The following is an 18,262-nucleotide window of genomic DNA, read 5'->3' on the forward strand; positions in this document are numbered from 1 at the left end:
CAGGATGAACAATTTCCAGAAAGATATTGATGACAGGACCAATCTAACCTTGTCGAACCGCTTTGAGCTGCTGCTATTTCGCCTCGGCAAGTCGGTTGAAGAGCAGAAATCAGAGCTGTTTGGCATCAACGTTTTCAAACTCCGTGAAATCGTTCCGATGCCAACATTTACTCGCCCTGCCGGCATGAAGGCTCCGCTGTTAGGCATGGTGAATATCCGGGACCAGGTGATCCCGGTGATCGACCTGCCTGCTGTCGCCGGGTGTAAACCCGAAACCGGGCTTAATATCCTGTTGATCACCGAGTACGCCCGCAGCGTACAGGCATTTGCGGTGGAGTCAGTAGAGAACATTATGCGCCTCGACTGGCAGCAGGTGCACACTGCGGAGAAAGCCGTCAATGGTCGCTACATCACCAGTATTGCTTGTCTGGACGACGACAAAGAAACCAACAATTTGGCGCTGGTGCTTGATGTCGAACAGATCCTGTATGACATTGTGCCGTCCAACCACGATTTACGCGCAACCGACCTGAAAACCAGCAAATTCAATATCACGCCAGGTGCGGTAGCCATTGTTGCGGAAGACTCCAAAGTTGCCCGGGCGATGCTGGAGAAAGGACTGAACGCGATGGAAATTCCGCATCTGATGCATGTCACGGGCAAAGATGCCTGGGACAAAATTCAGCAACTCTCCGCAGAGGCTCAGGCGGAGGGTAAGCCTGTCAGCGAGAAAATCGCCCTGGTGCTTACAGATCTGGAAATGCCGGAGATGGACGGTTTCACACTGACCCGTAAGATTAAAACCGACGAACGTCTGAAGAAGATCCCGGTTGTCATCCACTCTTCACTGTCCGGTAGCGCCAACGAAGATCACGTCCGCCGGGTGAAGGCCGATGGCTACGTGGCAAAATTCGAGGTCAACGAATTATCATCTGTGATTCAGGAAGTGATGGAGCGTGCAGCAAAAGATGTTAGCGGTCCTTTGGTGAGCCGTCAGCTTTCCGCCTGATAGCCTTGCCCGCATAAAAAAACCCGCCGAGGCGGGTTTTTTCGTTTCAGCGTGTCGCTTACATCAGCGGCGTCGCCAGCTGCACGATGCTGATCAGCGGTTGTGGGTAGATACCCAGCACCAGCACCAGCAGTGCGGAGATCAGCACCACGATACCGCCCGCGCTGTACTGCCAGTTAGACGGTGCATCGCGGTTCAGTTGCTGCGGTGCGCTCAGGTACAGGCTTACTGCAACGCGCAGGTAGTAGTACAAACCAATCGCGGAACCGACCACCACAGCAGCAACCAGCCACCACAAGTTGGCCTGCACACCGACAGCCAGTACGTAGAATTTACCGATAAAGCCCAGCGTCATCGGGATACCCGCCAGAGACAGCATCATCACCGTCATCACTGCCGCGAGGATCGGACGATGCCAGAACAGGCCGCGATAGGAGAACAGAGAGTCTGCATCCGGACCACGGTACGGGCTGGACATCAGGCTGACCACACCGAACGCGCCAAGGCTGCTGAACAGATAACCGGCCAGATACACGCCTACCGCTTCCATTGACATCTCGCCGCTCTGCAGGGCAATCAGCGCCACCAGCAGGTAACCGAGGTGAGAGATGGAAGAGTAACCGAGCAGACGTTTGATATTGGTCTGGCTCAGCGCCATCAGGTTACCGAAGATGATGGACGCAAAGGCAATTATACCCAGCACGATACGTACCGCTTCGCTGTCGCCAACCGGCGCGTACAGGAACAGACGCATCACCACGCCGAAGATAGCGATTTTGCTCGCCGTCGCCAGGAAGGTGGAAACCGGGGCTGGAGCACCCTGGTATACGTCTGGCGTCCACAGATGGAACGGAACCAGCGAAAGTTTGAAGCCGAGGCCCACGATCATCAGACCGAAGCCCGCCAGCAGCAGCGGCTCATGCAGCATACCGTCGCCGAGGCTCTTACCAAGTGCAACGAACGACAGGTTGCCGGACTGTGCGTACACCAGCGCCATACCAAACAGCAGGAAGGAAGACGCTGCGGCAGACAGGATGGTGTACTTGATACTGGCTTCCAGCGAACGTTTCTGACGGAACGCATAACCGACCAGGCCAAACAGCGGCAAAGAGATCAGCTCAATACCAAGGAACAGCGCCGCCAGATGGTTAGCATTGGCGAGCAGAATTCCACCCAGCGCGGCAATCAGCACCAGCAGGTAGAACTCTTCCCGGTTGTCGTCGTAGCCTTCCAGCCACGGGTAAGCGAAGGTACAGGTGGCAAGGCTCGCCAGCAGCACCAGCCCGGTGTAGAGCATAGCGAAACCGTCAACCCGCATCAGCGGGGTGACGTCCATGGCGCCCGCCTGGCCAACAAACCAGAGCGAAACCAGCGCGGCGTTAAGCCCAATGACCGACAGCGTGGCATTGAGGAAGTGATTGCGTCGCCACGCAATGGAGAGCATCACAACCACCACCGTCAAGCCGACGATCAGCAGCGGTAGCAGCGCAATCAGGTGTTGTGGAGTTATTGTCATGGCGATTTACGGCCTTGTAGTAGTAACGGAATTAACAAACCACTGCTGGATGTTGCTCATCGCAGAATGCGAGGTATCCAGAATCGGCTGCGGATAGAAGCCAAGCAGTACCAGAAGCACAACCAGCAACAGGATGATAAACAGCTCACGCAGCGACATCCCTGGCAGTTCAACACTGGCAATCTGGCTTTTCGCCTTACCAAAGTAAGCGCGATGCAGCATCGCCAGCGAGTACACAGAGGCAAACACCAGACCAAAGGTCGAGATCACGGTAATGACCGGAACCACCTGGTAGCTGCCGAACAGAATCATAAATTCGCCAACGAAGTTACCTGTACCCGGCATACCCAGCGTACACACTGCGAAGAACATAGACAGTGCAGGCAACCATTTCATTTTGCCCCACAGGCCGCCCATCATACGCATATCACGCGTGTGCAGACGTTCGTACAGCTGACCACACAGAATGAACAGACCGGCTGCGGACAGACCGTGCGCAATCATCTGGATAACAGCACCCTGGTACGCCAGCTGGCTGCCGGTGTAAATAGCAATCAGTACGAAGCCCATGTGCGATACGGAGGTGTAAGCGATCAGACGTTTGATATCGTACTGATTAAAGGCCATCCACGCGCCGTAGAAGATACCGATAACGCCCAGCCACATTGCGATAGGTGCAAACTCAGCCGACGCGTTCGGGAACAGCGGCAGAGAGAAGCGCAGCAGACCGTAAGCCGCGGTTTTCAGCAAGATCCCCGCCAGGTCAACGGAACCTGCCGTCGGCGCCTGGGAGTGGGCATCCGGCAACCAGCCGTGCAGCGGAACCACCGGCATTTTCACCGCAAACGCGATGAAGAAGCCCAGCATCAGCAGATATTCCACACCGTGGGACATCGGAGTATTCAGCAGCTCTTCATAGTTGAAGGTCCACACGCCGGTCGCTTTATAGTGCACAAACACCAGCGCCAGGATGGCAATCAACATCACCAGACCACTCGCCTGGGTATAAATGAAGAACTTGGTCGCCGCCGTGATACGCGTTTTACCGTCAGAGGCTTTATGCCCCCACAACGCGATCAGGAAGTACATCGGCACCAGCATCATTTCCCAGAAGAAGAAGAACAGGAACATGTCGATGGCAAGGAACACGCCGATAACGCCGCCCAGAATCCACATCAGGTTCAGGTGGAAGAAGCCCTGGTATTTTTCGATTTCATTCCAGGAGCACAGTACCGCCAGAACACCGAGCAGACCGGTCAGCACTACCATCAGCAGCGATAAACCGTCGATTGCTAAGTGAATAGAGATGCCGAAACGCGGGATCCACGGCAGGATAAACTCAGACTGCCACTGCGGAATGCCAGCGGATTGCGTCAGTGAATAGCCGCCCTGCAACCACAGCTGCAGGCCAAGCGCCAGCGTCAGTCCCATGGTAATCAGCGCTATCCAACGCGGCACCTTCACGCCAAAGCGTTCGGTCTGCCAGCAAAGGAAGCCACCGATAAAGGGGATTAATATCAACCAGGGTAATAACATAGCTAAGTATGTCCCTTATATTTACTCCTGCTCAGGCTATCTCACTCGTCAGCCCAAATCCCGGCAGTGCTCGCAATCCTCACGTGCTTCAGTACGCTCCGGTTGCTCTGCGCTGGCGGTATTCGGTCTGACTTCGCCGATGACGCCTGTACTTCAGGAACAGATTTTCAACGAATTCTAAAAATTATTTTGGGTTTGTAGGCCGGATAAGCGAAGCGCCATCCGGCAATCGTTCATCCAGCCAACAAACTCAACGCAGTACCATCAACAGTGCCAGCACAACGACGGCGCCGATGCTCATTGATGCGACATACCAGCGCAGATAACCGTTCTCGCTTAACAGCAGGCCTTTACCTGCAAAGCGGGAAAGGATAGCCGGAATGTTCATCATTGCGTTCAGCGGATCGCGTTTCAGCAACCAGGCAACACCCAGGAACGGCTTGACGAACACTTTGTCGTACAGCCAGTCAAAGCCCCAGGCGTTATACCACCAGGTACCCAGCAGGCGGCCCGGCGCACTGTTGGCAATCGACGTCACCAGCGTGCGTTTACCCAGCCACAGCCATGCTGCGATCAGGATGCCTGCAATCGCGACGATACCGGAGGTAATTTCCAGCGTCATGACACGACCATGCGGCAGCTCGGTCGTTGCCGGCAGTACACCCTGCAGCGGCGGCACAATCAGCGCACCAACGAAGGTGGACAGGATCATCAGCACAATCAGCGGCAGATGATGGGTAATCCCCTTCCCTGCGTGAGCGTGAATTTGTTCTTTACCGTGGAACACGATGAAAATCATACGGAAGGTGTACAGAGAGGTCATGAACGCACCGACCAGACCTGCAACCATCAGATTGATATGACCGTTCGCCATCGCACCGGCCAGAATCTCATCCTTACTGAAGAAGCCAGCGGTAATCAGCGGCAGAGCCGACAGTGCCGCGCCACCGATCAGGAAGCAGAGATACACCAGCGGAATAGACTTACGCAGGCCGCCCATCTTGAAGATATTCTGTTCGTGATGGCAGGCCAGGATAACCGAACCGGATGCCAGGAACAGCAGCGCCTTAAAGAAGGCGTGCGTCATCAGGTGGAAAATAGCCGCATCCCACGCTTGTACGCCGAGAGCCAGGAACATATAACCAATCTGGCTCATGGTGGAGTACGCAAGAACGCGTTTGATGTCGGTTTGGACCAGCGCGGCAAACCCTGCCAGCACCAGCGTGATAGCACCAATAATCCCTACCAGATGCAGAATTTCCGGGGTCATCAGGAACAGACCGTGGGTACGTGCAATCAGGTAGACACCGGCGGTAACCATCGTCGCGGCGTGGATAAGCGCAGAGACAGGCGTCGGGCCGGCCATCGCATCAGCAAGCCAGGTCTGCAACGGCAGCTGTGCAGATTTACCAACCGCACCGCCCAGCAGCATCAGGGTTGCCCACATCAGCATGTTGTTACCGTCTGCAAAGTGCGCAGGCGCCAGTTCCACCATTTCGCGGAAATTCAGCGTACCCAGCTCGTTGTAGAGGATGAACAGCGCGAATGCCAGGAATACGTCACCCACGCGGGTTACCACGAAGGCTTTCATTGCCGCAGCGCCATTCTTCGGATCGGTGTAGTAGAAACCAATCAGCAGATAGGAGCACAGGCCCACACCTTCCCAGCCGAGGTACATCAGCAGCAGGTTATCCGCCAGCACCAGAACCACCATGCTGGCGATAAACAGGTTGGTGTAGGCGAAGAAACGAGAATAGCCCTCTTCACCGCGCATGTACCAGGAGGCGAACATGTGGATCAGGAAACCAACGCCGGTTACCACCGAGAGCATAGTCAGCGACAGGCCGTCCAGCACCAGGTTAAAACCGATGTTGAAGTCGCCGACCGACATCCACGTCCACAGCGGCTGGTTGTAGGCCTGTTGACCATTGGCAAAGAAGTCAACACCAACAAACGCAGTCACCAGCGCCGCCAGGCCAATCGACCCGACGCCCACGATTGCGGACAGATTCTCTGACCAACGGCCACGAGAAAACGCCAGTAATACAAAGCCAATAAATGGCAGAATAATGGTTAAGGCAAGCATGTTCATCCACGCATCTCACTTACTGAATCGATGTTCAGGTTCTGGCGACGGCGATGAAGTTGCAGCAACAGCGCAAGTCCAATGCTCGCTTCAGCAGCCGCGAGGCTGATGGCAAGAATGTACATCACCTGACCATCGGTCTGGCCCCAGTAGCTCCCGGCGACCACGAAGGCCAGTGCGGAGGCGTTAATCATGATTTCCAGCCCGATCAGCATAAACAGCAGATTGCGGCGGATAACCAGACCAGTTAAACCCAGTACGAATAAGACAGCCGCGAGGATCAGTCCATGTTGTAAGGGGATCATGCGTGCTCCTCCGTTTTTCTTTTCGCGCGGTCATCAGTGCGATTGCTCAGCACTTCACCGGAACGCTCTTCGCGCCCCACGTGGAAGGCCACAACCAGACCCGCCAGCAGCAGCATCGAAGCCAGTTCAACCGCCAGTACATACGGTCCGAACAGGGAAATACCGACTGCTTTCGCGCTAATTGGCGTGCCGTCGATGCCCTGATCGTTAACGCCCAGAATGGCGTAAACAATAACCACCAGCATGATAGCCGACAGAATCGCCGGACCAATCCACACCTGCGGTTTCAGCCACTGGCGTTCCTGCTCAATTTCAGAACCACCGAGGTTGAGCATCATTACCACGAACACGAACAGCACCATGATGGCGCCCGCGTAGACGATAATTTCCAGCGCACCGGCGAAGTAAGCGCCTAACGAGAAGAACACCCCAGAAATCGCCAGCAGCGAAATAATCAGGTACAGCAACGCGTGTACCGGATTGGTGTGGGTGATCACCCGCAAGGTTGCGAGAATGGCTATCAGGCCACAGATATAAAAAGCGAACTCCATTGCCCCTCTCCTTACGGTAACAGGCTCTTGACGTCGATAGGCTTGGCTTCGTTCTCTGCTTCGCCTTTATCTTTGCCGTCGATTGCCATACCTGCCATCCGGTAGAAGTTATATTCCGGGTATTTGCCCGGACCGGAGATCAGCAGATCCTCTTTCTCGTAAACCAGGTCCTGGCGCTTGTACTCACCCAGCTCGAAATCTGGAGTCAGCTGAATAGCCGTAGTCGGACAGGCTTCTTCGCACAGGCCGCAGAAAATGCAGCGTGAGAAGTTAATGCGGAAAAACTCCGGATACCAGCGGCCGTCTTTAGTCTCTGCTTTTTGCAAAGAGATACAGCCAACCGGACACGCTACCGCACACAGGTTACAGGCAACGCAGCGCTCTTCACCGTCTGGATCACGGGTCAAAACGATACGACCACGAAAACGGGGCGGTAGATAGACCGGCTCTTCCGGGTACATCTGCGTTTCGCGTTTGGCGAACGCATGCAGGCCGATCATCCAGATACTACGTACCTGGGTGCCGAAGCCTACTAACAATTCTTTTAAGGTCATGGTCTTTGTGTCCCTTATTGCGCCTGCCAGAGAATGACAGCCGCCGTTACCAGCAAGTTGACGAGCGTCAGCGGCAGACAGACTTTCCAGCCGAAGGACATTACCTGGTCATAACGAGGACGCGGTAACGACGCACGAATCAAAATGAACATCATCATGAAGAACGCGGTTTTCAGCGCGAACCAGACGAATGGCGGTAAGAACGGGCCATGCCAGCCACCGAAGAACAGGGTAACCATCAGCGCAGAAATGGTGACGATACCGATGTACTCACCCACGAAGAACAGACCGAATTTCATACCGGAATATTCAATGTGGTAACCGTCGGCCAGTTCCTGCTCGGCTTCTGGCTGGTCAAACGGGTGACGGTGGCACACCGCCACGCCCGCGATGGCAAAGGTGACAAAACCAAAGAACTGCGGAATAACGTTCCAGATATCAGCCTGGTTGTTGACGATGTCGGTCATGTTAAATGAACCGGCCTGTGCCACCACGCCCATCAGGGACAATCCGAGGAACACTTCGTAGCTCAGCGTCTGCGCAGACGCACGCATCGCACCGAGCAGAGAGTATTTGTTGTTACTGGACCAGCCGGCGAACAGCACCGCGTAGACCGCAAGGCCTGCCATCATCAGGAAGAACAAGATCCCGATGTTCAGGTCAGCAACCACCCAGTTCGGACTCACCGGCACAATAGCAAAGGCCAGCAGCAGCGAGGTGAAGGCGATCATTGGTGCCAGGGTAAAGATGACGCGATCCGAGAATTTCGGGATCCAGTCTTCTTTAAAGAACATCTTGATCATGTCCGCAACCAGCTGGAGCGAACCGCCCCAGCCAACACGGTTCGGTCCGTAACGGTTCTGGAACAGACCCAGCAGACGACGTTCGCCAAAGCTCATGAATGCCCCGCAGGTGACCACCACCAGCAGGATCACCACCGCTTTGAGAATGCTCAGCAGGATCTCAATCAGATCGGGTGTAATCCAACTCATTGTTGTGCCTCCTGCAGATCCTCAAGACGCGCACCTGCCAGAACCGGCGCGATGCCAGGCATACCCATCGGCAAACCAACCTGCCCTGCCGTTAATCCTTCGGCGATTTCAACCGGCAGTGTAACCGTGTTGCCATCGTAGCTGAAAGAAACGCGCGTGCCGGCATTGACACCCAACTTCGCGGCATCTGCCGGGTTGAGTTTGATGTAGGGCTGCGGCATGCGGGTCTGGAAGACCGGTGCACGCTGGGACATTTCATCACTACCAAACAGATGGTAGTACGGTGCGATACGCCACTGACCATCCTGAGCCTGGAAGCTCGCCGGAACGGTAGTGAAGTAATCCAGGCCACCTTCAGATGCTTCAATCAGACGCACGCCCGGATCGCCATGACGCAGTTTACCGCCCACTTCATCCTGGAACTTGTTCCACGCCTGTGGGGAGTTCCAGCCTGGTGCCCAGGCAAACGGAATTTGTGAACGTGGCGCAGACGGTTGGTTGTTCCCTTCCATCGAGAAGGCGAACATGGTGTCTTTATCCTGCGGCTGGCGCGGCTCGTGCACGCTGATGTTAGCGCGCATTGCGGTACGACCACTGTAGCGGTGCGGTTCACGCGCCAGTTTCTGTCCACGGATACGGAAGGTTGCGTCCGGCGCATCATCTTTGATACCCGCCAGCTGCGGCAACTTCTCAACGACCGCGTCGATAACGTGGTCGAGCTGCGTCCAGTCCACTTCACGGCTCTGCACGGTGCTGTGCAGCGAATGCAGCCAGCGCCAGCTTTCCAGCATGATAGTGTTGCTGTCGTAGTAGGACGGATCATAAACCTGGAAGAAACGCTGGGCGCGGCCTTCGTTGTTAATCACCGTACCATCGCTTTCGGCGAAGCTTGCGGCGGAAAGCACCAGATGAGCGTTTTCCATAATAGCCGTACGCTGATGGTCAATGACCAGTACCAGCGGCGCTTTCGCCAGCGCAGCATTTACGCGAGTCGCTGAAGCATGACGATGCAAATCGTTTTCCAGCACCACAACGGCGTCAGCACGACCTGTTTCCAGCTCGGTCAGCGCATCGTCAAGGGAACCACCGCCAATCATACCCAGGCCCATGCTGTTAACAGAGCGGGCAATCATGGTGATCCCCACATCAGCACCGCGGACTTTCAGTGCTTTCGCCACGTTAGCAGCAGCCTGAATCACTTCGGCGCTACCGGCGTTGGTGCCGGAAATAATCAGTGGTTTCTTCGCCCCGGCCAGTGCCTGAACGATAACGTCAATTTTGTTCTGCAGGTCACGGCCGATGCCGTCAACCGCCGGTGCGTTGTTATCCAGCGCATGGGCGATAGCGAAACCTAAACGCGCCTGATCTTCAACCGGTGCACGGTAGGTCCATGCCGCGATATCATCCAGACGGGTGTTATCGACGTTGGTAACGAACAGCGGGTGTTTGGCACGCTGGCCAATGTTAAGGATTGCGGCGATTTGCCAGTCGGCCACTTTCTGTGCCGCTGCCATTTCACGCGCTTTCCCCTTCACAGCCTGACGCACAGCCAGCGCAACACGCGCCCCGGTCTGGGTGACATCTTCACCCAACACCAGGACCGCGTCGTAAGATTCGATTTCGCGCAGAGCCGGGGTATGAATACCGCCGTCACGCAGCACGCTCAGCGCCAGTTGCAGACGTTCCTGCTCACCCTGGGCGATACCGGTATAGAAGTTATCCGCACCCACCAGTTCACGCAGCGCGAAGTTGCTTTCAACGCTGGCACGCGGGGAGCCGATGCCGATCACTTTCTTCGACTGACGCAGAATATCTGCCGCACCCTGCATCGCCTGCTCAGCGTTCAGGGTGATCAGATCATCGCCACGGCGCTGGACCGGCTGACGCGGACGGTCTTTCAGGTTCACGTAGCCATAGCCAAAACGACCACGGTCGCAGAGGAAGTAGTGGTTAACGGTACCGTTGTAACAGTTTTCGATACGACGCAGTTCGCCGTAACGCTCACCCGGGCTGGTGTTACAGCCGATGGAACACTGCTGGCAGATGCTCGGCGCAAACTGCATGTCCCATTTACGGTTATAACGCTCGGAGTGCGTTTTATCAGTGAACACACCGGTCGGGCAGATTTCTACCAGGTTACCGGAGAATTCGCTCTCGAGCGTACCGTCTTCCGGACGACCGAAATAGACGTTGTCATGTGCGCCATAGACGCCCAGATCCGCGCCGTCCGCATAATCTTTGTAGTAACGCACGCAGCGGTAGCAGGCGATGCAGCGGTTCATTTCGTGAGAGATGAATGGCCCCAGATCCTGATTGCGGTGAGTACGCTTAGTAAAGCGGTAGCGACGGAAGCTATGACCGGTCATAACGGTCATATCCTGAAGGTGGCAGTTACCCCCCTCTTCACAGACCGGACAGTCGTGTGGGTGGTTAGTCATCAACCATTCCACCACGCTTTCACGGAATTGCTTCGCTTCTTCGTCGTCGATAGAAATAAAAGTGCCTTCGGTAGCCGGTGTCATACATGACATCACCAGGCGACCACGCGTATCTTCCGCGTTTTGATATTGCTTCACCGCACACTGGCGGCAAGCACCGACGCTCCCAAGCGCCGGGTGCCAGCAAAAGTATGGAATATCAAGGCCGAGAGACAGACAAGCTTCCAGCAGGTTGTCCGCTCCGTTGACCTCATATTCTTTGCCGTCTACATGAATCGTAGCCATAGTCAGCATGCTTCCAGTTGGCTTAGTCAGTGACCAAGCGTTAATCGAATTTCTTTTCCGCTTTATCCTTCAAGCTGCCTCGGCGTTGGCTTCCCTCGTTCATCCCAGTCACTTACTTTAGTAAGCTCAGGGATTCTCTCGGTTGCCGCCTTGACGCATCTTGAATGCTTTCGCGTAAAACGTTTACCAGCGCTCTTTCAGCAGGTTCGGCTGAATACCACTAATTACGTGGGTATTGCTGAAAGTCTGCTTAATGCCAGCTTCGAATTCTTCGCGGAAATATTTAATGGCGCTCTGCAGCGGTTCAACCGCGCCCGGTGCGTGTGCACAGAAGGTTTTACCCGGGCCGAGGAAACGACACAGTTGCTCAAGTGTCTCGATATCCCCTGGCTGGCCTTCGCCACGCTCCAGCGCACGCAGAATTTTCACACTCCACGGCAGACCGTCACGGCACGGCGTACACCAGCCGCAGGACTCGCGGGCAAAGAACTCTTCGAGGTTACGCACCAGAGGAACCATGCCAATCTCGTGGTCAACCGCCATCGCCAGCGCGGTACCCAGACGGCTGCCTGCTTTACCAATGCTTTCGAATTCCATCGGCAGATCGAGGTGTGCTTCGGTCAGGAAGTCAGTACCCGCCCCGCCCGGCTGCCAGGCTTTGAACTTCAGGCCATCGCGCATACCGCCCGCGTAATCTTCGAGGATCTCACGCGCGGTAGTGCCGAAAGGCAGTTCCCACAGGCCAGGATTCTTCACACGACCGGAGAAGCCCATCAGCTTGGTGCCCGCGTCTTTGCTCTGCGAAATATTCTGGTACCACTCCACGCCGTTGGCGAGGATAGCCGGTACGTTACACAGCGTTTCGACGTTGTTTACGCAGGTCGGCTTACCCCATGCGCCAGAGCTTGCCGGGAACGGCGGTTTGGAACGTGGGTTAGCACGGCGACCTTCGAGGGAGTTGATCAGTGCGGTTTCTTCACCGCAGATGTAACGCCCTGCCCCGGTGTGCACGAACAGTTCGAAATCGAAACCGGTGCCCATGATGTTTTTACCAAGCAGACCGGCTTCGGTCGCTTCGGCAATCGCACGGCGCAGATGCACAGCCGCTTCGATATACTCACCGCGCAGGAAGATGTAACCACGGTACGCTTTCAGCGCAAACGCGGAGATCAGCATGCCTTCCACCAGCAGGTGCGGCAGCTGTTCCATCAGCAGGCGGTCTTTATAGGTGCCCGGCTCCATTTCATCGGCGTTACACAGCAGGTAACGGATGTTCATGGATTCGTCTTTCGGCATCAGGCTCCATTTCAGACCGGTGGAAAAGCCCGCGCCGCCGCGCCCTTTCAGGCCAGCGTCTTTTACCTGATTAACGATTTCGTCCGGTGACAGCCCGGTCAGGGCCTTACGCGCACCTTCGTAGCCGTTCTTGCTACGGTATTCGTCCAGCCAGACCGGCTGTTTATCATCACGCAGACGCCAGGTCAGCGGATGCGTTTCGGGAGTACGGATAATGTCTTTCATTTATACCGCTCCAACAGTTCGGGAATGCCTTCCGGGGTCAGGTGAGCATGAGTATCTTCATCGATCATCATGTTCGGCCCCTTGTCGCAGTTCCCCAGGCAACAGGTCGGCAACAGCGTAAAGCGACCATCAAAGGTCGTCTGCCCCGGCTTGATGTTGAGTTTTTTCTCAAGCGCAGCCTGGATCCCCTGGTAGCCATTGATATGGCACACGACGCTGTCGCAATAGCGGATCACGTGGCGACCGACCGGCTGGCGGAAGATCTGGCTGTAGAATGTCGCAACACCTTCGACGTCGCTTGCCGGGATACCCAGCACGTCAGCGATCGCGTAGATCGCTCCATCCGGCACCCAGCCACGCTGTTTCTGAACGATTTTCAGCGCTTCAATGGACGCCGCACGCGGGTCTTCGTAGTGGTGCTTCTCGTGCTCAATCGCTTCACGCTCAGCCGCACTCAGCTCAAAAGCCTCGGTTTGTGGTTGTTGATTCTCGTGCATAATTAGCGGTCCACATCTGACATAACAAAATCGATACTACCCAGATGGACGATAAGGTCGGACACCAGGCTGCCACGTACTGCTACCGGGATCTGCTGCAAGTGCGCATAACTCGGGGTACGGATACGAGTACGGTAACTCATGGTGCTGCCATCGCTGGTCAGGTAGTAACTGTTGATACCCTTGGTCGCTTCCACCATCTGGAAGGACTCGTTCGCCGGCATAACCGGGCCCCACGAAACCTGCAGGAAGTGGGTGATCAGGGTTTCGATATGTTGCAGCGTGCGCTCTTTCGGCGGCGGCGTGGTCAGCGGGTGATCCGCTTTGAACGGGCCTTCCGGCATGTTATTGAGGCACTGCTCAAGGATGCGCAGACTCTGGCGCAGCTCTTCCACTTTCAGCATCACGCGGGTATAGCAGTCGGATACACCGCCGCCAACCGGTACTTCAAAGTCAAAGTTCTCATAACCAGAGTACGGACGTGATTTACGCACGTCAAAATCAATACCCGTCGCACGCAGCGCAGCACCGGTACAGCCCCAGTCCAGCGCTTCTTTTTTGCCATATGCGGCAACACCCTGCGAACGGCCTTTCAGGATGGTGTTGCGCAGTGCAGCTTTCTCGTAGGAATCCAGACGCTTCGGCATCCAGTCGAGGAAGTCACGCAGCAGTTTGTCCCACCCGCGTGGCAGATCGTGTGCGACACCACCGATACGGAACCAGGCCGGGTGCATACGGAAACCGGTGATCGCTTCGACAACGTCATAGATTTTCTGACGGTCGGTAAAGGCGAAGAATACCGGGGTCATTGCGCCGACGTCCTGAATGAACGTGGAGATGTACAGCAGGTGGCTGTTGATGCGGAACAGTTCAGAGAGCATGACGCGAATCACGTTCACGCGATCCGGTACGGTAATGCCCGCCAGCTTTTCGACTGCCAGCACGTATGGCATTTCGTTCACGCAGCCGCCGAGGTACTCGATACGGTCAGTGTACGGAATATAACTGTGCCAGGACTGACGCTCACCCATCTTTTCAGCGCCACGGTGGTGGTAGCCGATGTCAGGCACGCAGTCGACGATTTCTTCGCCATCAAGCTGCAGGACAATACGGAACGCACCGTGTGAAGACGGGTGGTTAGGACCGAGGTTGAGGAACATGAAGTCCTCATTTTCGGTGCTACGCTTCATGCCCCAGTCTTCCGGTTTGAAGGTCAGCGCTTCCATCTCCAGATCCTGCTTGGCTTTGGTCAGCTCAAACGGATCGAATTCAGTGGCGCGTGCCGGGTAGTCTTTACGCAGCGGATGGCCTTCCCAGGTATGCGGCATCAGCAGACGCGTCAGGTGTGGGTGGCCTTCGATATCGATGCCAAACATTTCCCAGGTTTCACGCTCATACCAGTTGGCGTTCGGGAACAGTTTGGTGAAAGTCGGTACGCGCAGGTCGTTTTCAGACAATGCCACCTTGAGCATGATATCGCGATTGCGTTCAATGGAGATCAGGTGATAGAAAACGGAAAAATCCGCGGCGGGTAACCCTTCGCGGTGCGTACGCAGACGTTCGTCCATGCCGTGTAAGTCAAACAGCATGACGTAAGGTTTCGGCAGTCTCTTTAAGAAATCGCCAACTTCGAGTAACTGTTCACGCTTGACCCAGACAACGGGTACCCCGGTGCGAGTCGCCTGAACGGTAAAGGCATCCGGCCCAAAACGGTTGCGCAGTTCGCCAATGACCGGGTCATCGAGGTGATCCCGTGTTTGCCATGCAGCGTCTTGCGCGGTTAAGTCGGTCATATTGTTCACCATTGCAAATGGTTCGTGGTAGTCGGCAGTGCTTCGCGCTGTTTATCCACTTCATCCTTCAAGCTATCTCGGTGTTGGCTGCCTTCCCTCACCCCAATCACTTACTGATGTAAGATCCAGGGGATTCGCTCAGTTGCCGCCTTGATACACCTTGAATGATTTTGTGTATGTCTAATAGTTCACGAAGCGCAATGTTGCTGCCGACAGGCGCAAATTAAATCTCGTCTGGTGTACGAAGATTCGTTACAGCAATACGTTCGCCGCGTTTACGCTCGCGTTCTGACTGCATATTGGCGCGATAAACGCCCTGATCGCCAACCACCCAGGAGAGCGGACGGCGTTCTTTGCCAATGGAGTCTTGCAGCAGCATCAGTGCCTGCATGTACGCTTCTGGACGCGGCGGGCATCCCGGGATGTACACATCTACCGGAATAAATTTATCAACGCCCTGCACTACCGAGTAGATATCGTACATACCGCCGGAGTTGGCGCATGCGCCCATGGAAATAACCCATTTAGGTTCCAGCATCTGATCGTAGAGGCGCTGAATAACCGGGGCCATTTTGGTAAAGCAGGTTCCGGCTACGACCATCAGGTCAGCCTGACGCGGTGATGCACGCAGAACTTCCGCACCAAAACGGGCCACGTCATGCACGGCGGTAAACGAGGTCACCATCTCTACGTAGCAGCAGGAAAGGCCAAAGTTGTATGGCCAAATTGAGTTTTTACGGCCCCAGTTAACCATGTCATGCAGCTTGCCCATAAACACGTTTTTGTTAACTTCTTGCTCCAGGGGGTCGGTTACGATCTCCTGTTTTTGCAGGGGGTAACGGTCGTTCTCACCGTTAGGATCTATGCGGGTGAGCGTATAATCCATCTTAATGCCTCGCGGTTAGCGTTGACGATTAGCGATACTGTTCGTTTCCGGGTTCATACGCTCGCGGCGTGAACGCGCGGGCGTCCAGTCCAGCGCGCCAATACGCACCAGATAAACCAGACCTGCCAGTAACACAAAAATAAAAATTGCAGCTTCCACAAAGCCAATCCAACCGCTTTCACGGATAGAAGTTGACCATGCGAACAGATACAGCGCTTCAACGTCGAAGATAACGAAGAACATGGCTACCAGATAAAACTTGGCAGACAGGCGCAAGCGGGCGGTGCCGACCGAGTCGATACCTGATTCAAACGGCACGTTTTTAGATCTCGCGCGTGCGCGACCACCTAAAAACCAACCGCCGACGAGCATCAGGCAGCACAGGCCAATGGCGACAATAAGAAAGATAGCGAATGCCCAGTGATGAGCGATGACTTCAGTGGATGTTGACATACTCATTGCTTACTCATCAAAAGTAGCGCCAAATTCTCTGCTCTTTTCGGCAGATGAACGCCACATCGATTCATGGGGAGGAATAAAAAAAACCTTACAATCACTGTAGAAAATCATTTATACAGCCAATTGATGGGGTTTTTTACTCCTTTCTATAACCTTTTGTCAACTTTAACAAAAGTTTCCTCACATTATTTTACACCGTTCCAACTTCATTAACATAAAGTGCTCTTTAGACTAATTTCGATCGCATCATCAGTCATTTTCAATGTTGTTGAATCGTGTCCGTTGTGAAGTAAAAAAGATAATACACGTCTATTTTGACAGGAATTCGCACAGATGCCTCCCCCTAAATGGGAGTATTTTCTTGATCTGTGACACGCTTTTGTTAATTCACCATAAAAAACAGCAACAATTTCTCTAGTTTTTTAACATGGAAATGAATAGCGCCTCGAGTGATTATTTTTTGCACTATCTGTGGGTGGCTTTTTTACCTACTGATTTTGTTAAGTTTTGGTATACAAAATGGCATCTCCGACCATTATTTGCATAAAAAAAGAGCCACTGGATGTTTTTTCATCACCAGCGACTCTTTTTTGCACTTACATTTTATAACGATTATTTATGGTACATCACTCGAAGTCGCCCTCAACAATCAGCGAATCATCTCCCCCTTCAGGGGTAAACTGGTTGTATTGCCACGGATTTTGATAGGTCTGCATCGACTTAAAGATCACCTGAGCCAGCTCATTTTGTGAGGCAGGGTCGCAGCACAGCAAGTACTCTGTTTCCGGCAACGGTGGCAATCCGTCCGCCGCGCCCAGTACGCGTAAATCCGGGCTCATCATTTCTACTGGACGGGCAGTCACGCCCAACCCCGCCTTCACCGCCGCACGCACAGCCGCTAATGTTGAAGCAACATAGGCCAGACGCCACGGGATCTGCGCAGCGTTCAGCGTTGCCAGCACCATATCGCGGAACGGACTCGGATCGTCCAGCAGCACCAGCGGCACCGGTTCACCTTTTTGTAAAATATACTCGGCCGCACAATACCAGTGCGTCGGTGAGGTACGCAGATTCAGACACTCAAAATCGCCTGGCCGGTTGGTTGTTACCACCAGATCAACGTCTTGTGACTTCAGCATATCCACCATGTAGGCGTTACGTTTCACTCTGACATCCAGCGCAAGCTTCGGATAAACCGAACTTATCCGGTTCAGCAGAAAAGGAAGGATGGTATCCGCTGACTCATCAGAAGCGCCAATAGTTAACACTCCCTGAAGATTGTTAAACATCAATGATGAGCATGCCTCATCATTAAAACGCAATATTTTTCTGGCGTAACCCAACAGCTGAATCCCATGCTCGGTCAGTAGTTTGTTACGTCCATGGCGCGCGAACAACTCTTTCCCCACTAGTTGTTCGAGGCGTTGCATTTGCTGACTCACCGCAGACTGAGTGCGACATACCGCAGCTGCCGCAGCCGCGAAGGTATTCAGATCGGCAACAGCAACGAAGGTTCTCAGCAGATCGAGGTCGAGGTTAATTATCGGACGATTTGCATTTATCATAATTTTTCACTTACTCGCGGGTCATACCGGGTTAATGCTGTGCATTCAGAAACAAACAACTCCATTTGTAATGGACCTCCCTCGCCGTTTCACCAAGTGTAACCGGGTGAAAATAAGGATGTATTTGCTTTAACAAACGAAACAATTCCTCTTCAGCGCTATTTAATACCCGTGGTACTCATCGGAATATAGCAACGAGAAAGAGTCACTTTTTAGCTATTGGATGATTCTGACTAATGGAAAACATGTAAACTTTGTAAATTTAAAAA

At 54.3% G+C, this 18,262-nt stretch carries 15 protein-coding genes; 1 reads left to right on the top strand and 14 read right to left on the bottom strand.

Annotation, left to right across the window (positions count from 1 at the left end):
* The first annotated feature begins 4 nt into the window (after window positions 1–4).
* Window positions 5–1,009, top strand: coding sequence for a chemotaxis protein (locus tag RYZ59_RS01390; protein WP_318044389.1), 1,005 nt, complete (start codon window positions 5–7; stop codon window positions 1,007–1,009).
* A gap of 58 nt (window positions 1,010–1,067) precedes the next feature.
* Here the strand turns inward: RYZ59_RS01390 and nuoN are convergent, their stop codons facing one another.
* The 14 genes from nuoN to lrhA all read right to left on the bottom strand — a co-directional run bounded on the left by nuoN (window position 1,068) and on the right by lrhA (window position 17,993).
* Window positions 1,068–2,525, bottom strand: coding sequence for an NADH-quinone oxidoreductase subunit NuoN (nuoN, locus tag RYZ59_RS01395; protein ID WP_137384155.1), 1,458 nt, complete (start codon window positions 2,523–2,525; stop codon window positions 1,068–1,070).
* Window positions 2,526–2,531: 6 nt separating this feature from the next.
* Entirely contained in the window at window positions 2,532–4,061 is a 1,530-nt protein-coding gene (gene nuoM, locus RYZ59_RS01400) for an NADH-quinone oxidoreductase subunit M (RefSeq protein WP_005129465.1), read from the bottom strand.
* Window positions 4,062–4,311: 250 nt separating this feature from the next.
* Entirely contained in the window at window positions 4,312–6,153 is a 1,842-nt protein-coding gene (gene nuoL / locus RYZ59_RS01405; RefSeq protein WP_318044394.1) for an NADH-quinone oxidoreductase subunit L, read from the bottom strand.
* The gene (gene nuoK, locus RYZ59_RS01410; RefSeq protein WP_006683663.1) at window positions 6,150–6,452 is read right to left on the bottom strand and encodes an NADH-quinone oxidoreductase subunit NuoK; all 303 of its coding nucleotides are present in this window, start codon (window positions 6,450–6,452) and stop codon (window positions 6,150–6,152) included. Before nuoK ends, nuoL begins: the two co-directional genes overlap by 4 nt.
* The gene (nuoJ, locus tag RYZ59_RS01415; protein ID WP_003028059.1) at window positions 6,449–7,003 is read right to left on the bottom strand and encodes an NADH-quinone oxidoreductase subunit J; all 555 of its coding nucleotides are present in this window, start codon (window positions 7,001–7,003) and stop codon (window positions 6,449–6,451) included. The genes nuoK and nuoJ overlap by 4 nt, the downstream gene beginning before the upstream one ends.
* 11 nt (window positions 7,004–7,014) lie before the next feature.
* Complete coding sequence (gene nuoI / locus RYZ59_RS01420) at window positions 7,015–7,557, bottom strand: NADH-quinone oxidoreductase subunit NuoI (protein WP_005129470.1); 543 nt, start codon at window positions 7,555–7,557, stop codon at window positions 7,015–7,017.
* Window positions 7,558–7,571: 14 nt separating this feature from the next.
* On the bottom strand, window positions 7,572–8,549 hold the full coding sequence (gene nuoH, locus RYZ59_RS01425; RefSeq protein ID WP_003028063.1) for an NADH-quinone oxidoreductase subunit NuoH: 978 nt from the start codon (window positions 8,547–8,549) through the stop codon (window positions 7,572–7,574).
* The gene (gene nuoG, locus RYZ59_RS01430; RefSeq protein ID WP_318044396.1) at window positions 8,546–11,272 is read right to left on the bottom strand and encodes an NADH-quinone oxidoreductase subunit NuoG; all 2,727 of its coding nucleotides are present in this window, start codon (window positions 11,270–11,272) and stop codon (window positions 8,546–8,548) included. The genes nuoH and nuoG overlap by 4 nt, the downstream gene beginning before the upstream one ends.
* A 183-nt stretch (window positions 11,273–11,455) precedes the next feature.
* The gene (gene nuoF / locus RYZ59_RS01435; RefSeq protein ID WP_137384159.1) at window positions 11,456–12,793 is read right to left on the bottom strand and encodes an NADH-quinone oxidoreductase subunit NuoF; all 1,338 of its coding nucleotides are present in this window, start codon (window positions 12,791–12,793) and stop codon (window positions 11,456–11,458) included.
* On the bottom strand, window positions 12,790–13,290 hold the full coding sequence (gene nuoE, locus RYZ59_RS01440) for an NADH-quinone oxidoreductase subunit NuoE (protein WP_003028069.1): 501 nt from the start codon (window positions 13,288–13,290) through the stop codon (window positions 12,790–12,792). The genes nuoF and nuoE overlap by 4 nt, the downstream gene beginning before the upstream one ends.
* 2 nt (window positions 13,291–13,292) lie before the next feature.
* Window positions 13,293–15,095 (bottom strand): NADH-quinone oxidoreductase subunit C/D, encoded by a 1,803-nt coding sequence (nuoC, locus tag RYZ59_RS01445; RefSeq protein ID WP_318044399.1) that lies wholly within the window; start codon window positions 15,093–15,095, stop codon window positions 13,293–13,295.
* 211 nt (window positions 15,096–15,306) lie between these two features.
* Window positions 15,307–15,969, bottom strand: coding sequence for an NADH-quinone oxidoreductase subunit NuoB (nuoB, locus tag RYZ59_RS01450; protein WP_003028075.1), 663 nt, complete (start codon window positions 15,967–15,969; stop codon window positions 15,307–15,309).
* Between the two features lie 15 nt (window positions 15,970–15,984).
* Window positions 15,985–16,428: an NADH-quinone oxidoreductase subunit NuoA gene (gene nuoA, locus RYZ59_RS01455; protein WP_040230134.1), complete on the bottom strand. Its 444-nt coding sequence runs from the start codon at window positions 16,426–16,428 to the stop codon at window positions 15,985–15,987.
* Between the two features lie 626 nt (window positions 16,429–17,054).
* Complete coding sequence (gene lrhA / locus RYZ59_RS01460; RefSeq protein WP_005129482.1) at window positions 17,055–17,993, bottom strand: transcriptional regulator LrhA; 939 nt, start codon at window positions 17,991–17,993, stop codon at window positions 17,055–17,057.
* Between the last annotated feature and the right edge of the window lie 269 nt (window positions 17,994–18,262).

It is taken from the genome of Citrobacter sp. HN-141, from assembly GCF_033341895.1.
In the GTDB taxonomy this organism is placed as follows: Bacteria; Pseudomonadota; Gammaproteobacteria; order Enterobacterales; family Enterobacteriaceae; genus Citrobacter.

What these genes read in the sequence shown, in the direction of transcription:
- nuoC (WP_318044399.1), bottom strand. Translation starts at nt 15,095, where the DNA reads ATGGTGAACAATATGACCGACTTAACCGCGCAAGACGCTGCATGGCAA.
- nuoB (WP_003028075.1), bottom strand. Translation starts at nt 15,969, where the DNA reads ATGGATTATACGCTCACCCGCATAGATCCTAACGGTGAGAACGACCGT.
- nuoL (WP_318044394.1), bottom strand. Translation starts at nt 6,153, where the DNA reads ATGAACATGCTTGCCTTAACCATTATTCTGCCATTTATTGGCTTTGTA.
- RYZ59_RS01390 (WP_318044389.1), top strand. Translation starts at nt 5, where the DNA reads ATGAACAATTTCCAGAAAGATATTGATGACAGGACCAATCTAACCTTG.
- nuoE (WP_003028069.1), bottom strand. Translation starts at nt 13,290, where the DNA reads ATGCACGAGAATCAACAACCACAAACCGAGGCTTTTGAGCTGAGTGCG.
- lrhA (WP_005129482.1), bottom strand. Translation starts at nt 17,993, where the DNA reads ATGATAAATGCAAATCGTCCGATAATTAACCTCGACCTCGATCTGCTG.
- nuoI (WP_005129470.1), bottom strand. Translation starts at nt 7,557, where the DNA reads ATGACCTTAAAAGAATTGTTAGTAGGCTTCGGCACCCAGGTACGTAGT.
- nuoF (WP_137384159.1), bottom strand. Translation starts at nt 12,793, where the DNA reads ATGAAAGACATTATCCGTACTCCCGAAACGCATCCGCTGACCTGGCGT.
- nuoJ (WP_003028059.1), bottom strand. Translation starts at nt 7,003, where the DNA reads ATGGAGTTCGCTTTTTATATCTGTGGCCTGATAGCCATTCTCGCAACC.
- nuoN (WP_137384155.1), bottom strand. Translation starts at nt 2,525, where the DNA reads ATGACAATAACTCCACAACACCTGATTGCGCTGCTACCGCTGCTGATC.
- nuoG (WP_318044396.1), bottom strand. Translation starts at nt 11,272, where the DNA reads ATGGCTACGATTCATGTAGACGGCAAAGAATATGAGGTCAACGGAGCG.
- nuoA (WP_040230134.1), bottom strand. Translation starts at nt 16,428, where the DNA reads ATGAGTATGTCAACATCCACTGAAGTCATCGCTCATCACTGGGCATTC.
- nuoM (WP_005129465.1), bottom strand. Translation starts at nt 4,061, where the DNA reads ATGTTATTACCCTGGTTGATATTAATCCCCTTTATCGGTGGCTTCCTT.
- nuoK (WP_006683663.1), bottom strand. Translation starts at nt 6,452, where the DNA reads ATGATCCCCTTACAACATGGACTGATCCTCGCGGCTGTCTTATTCGTA.
- nuoH (WP_003028063.1), bottom strand. Translation starts at nt 8,549, where the DNA reads ATGAGTTGGATTACACCCGATCTGATTGAGATCCTGCTGAGCATTCTC.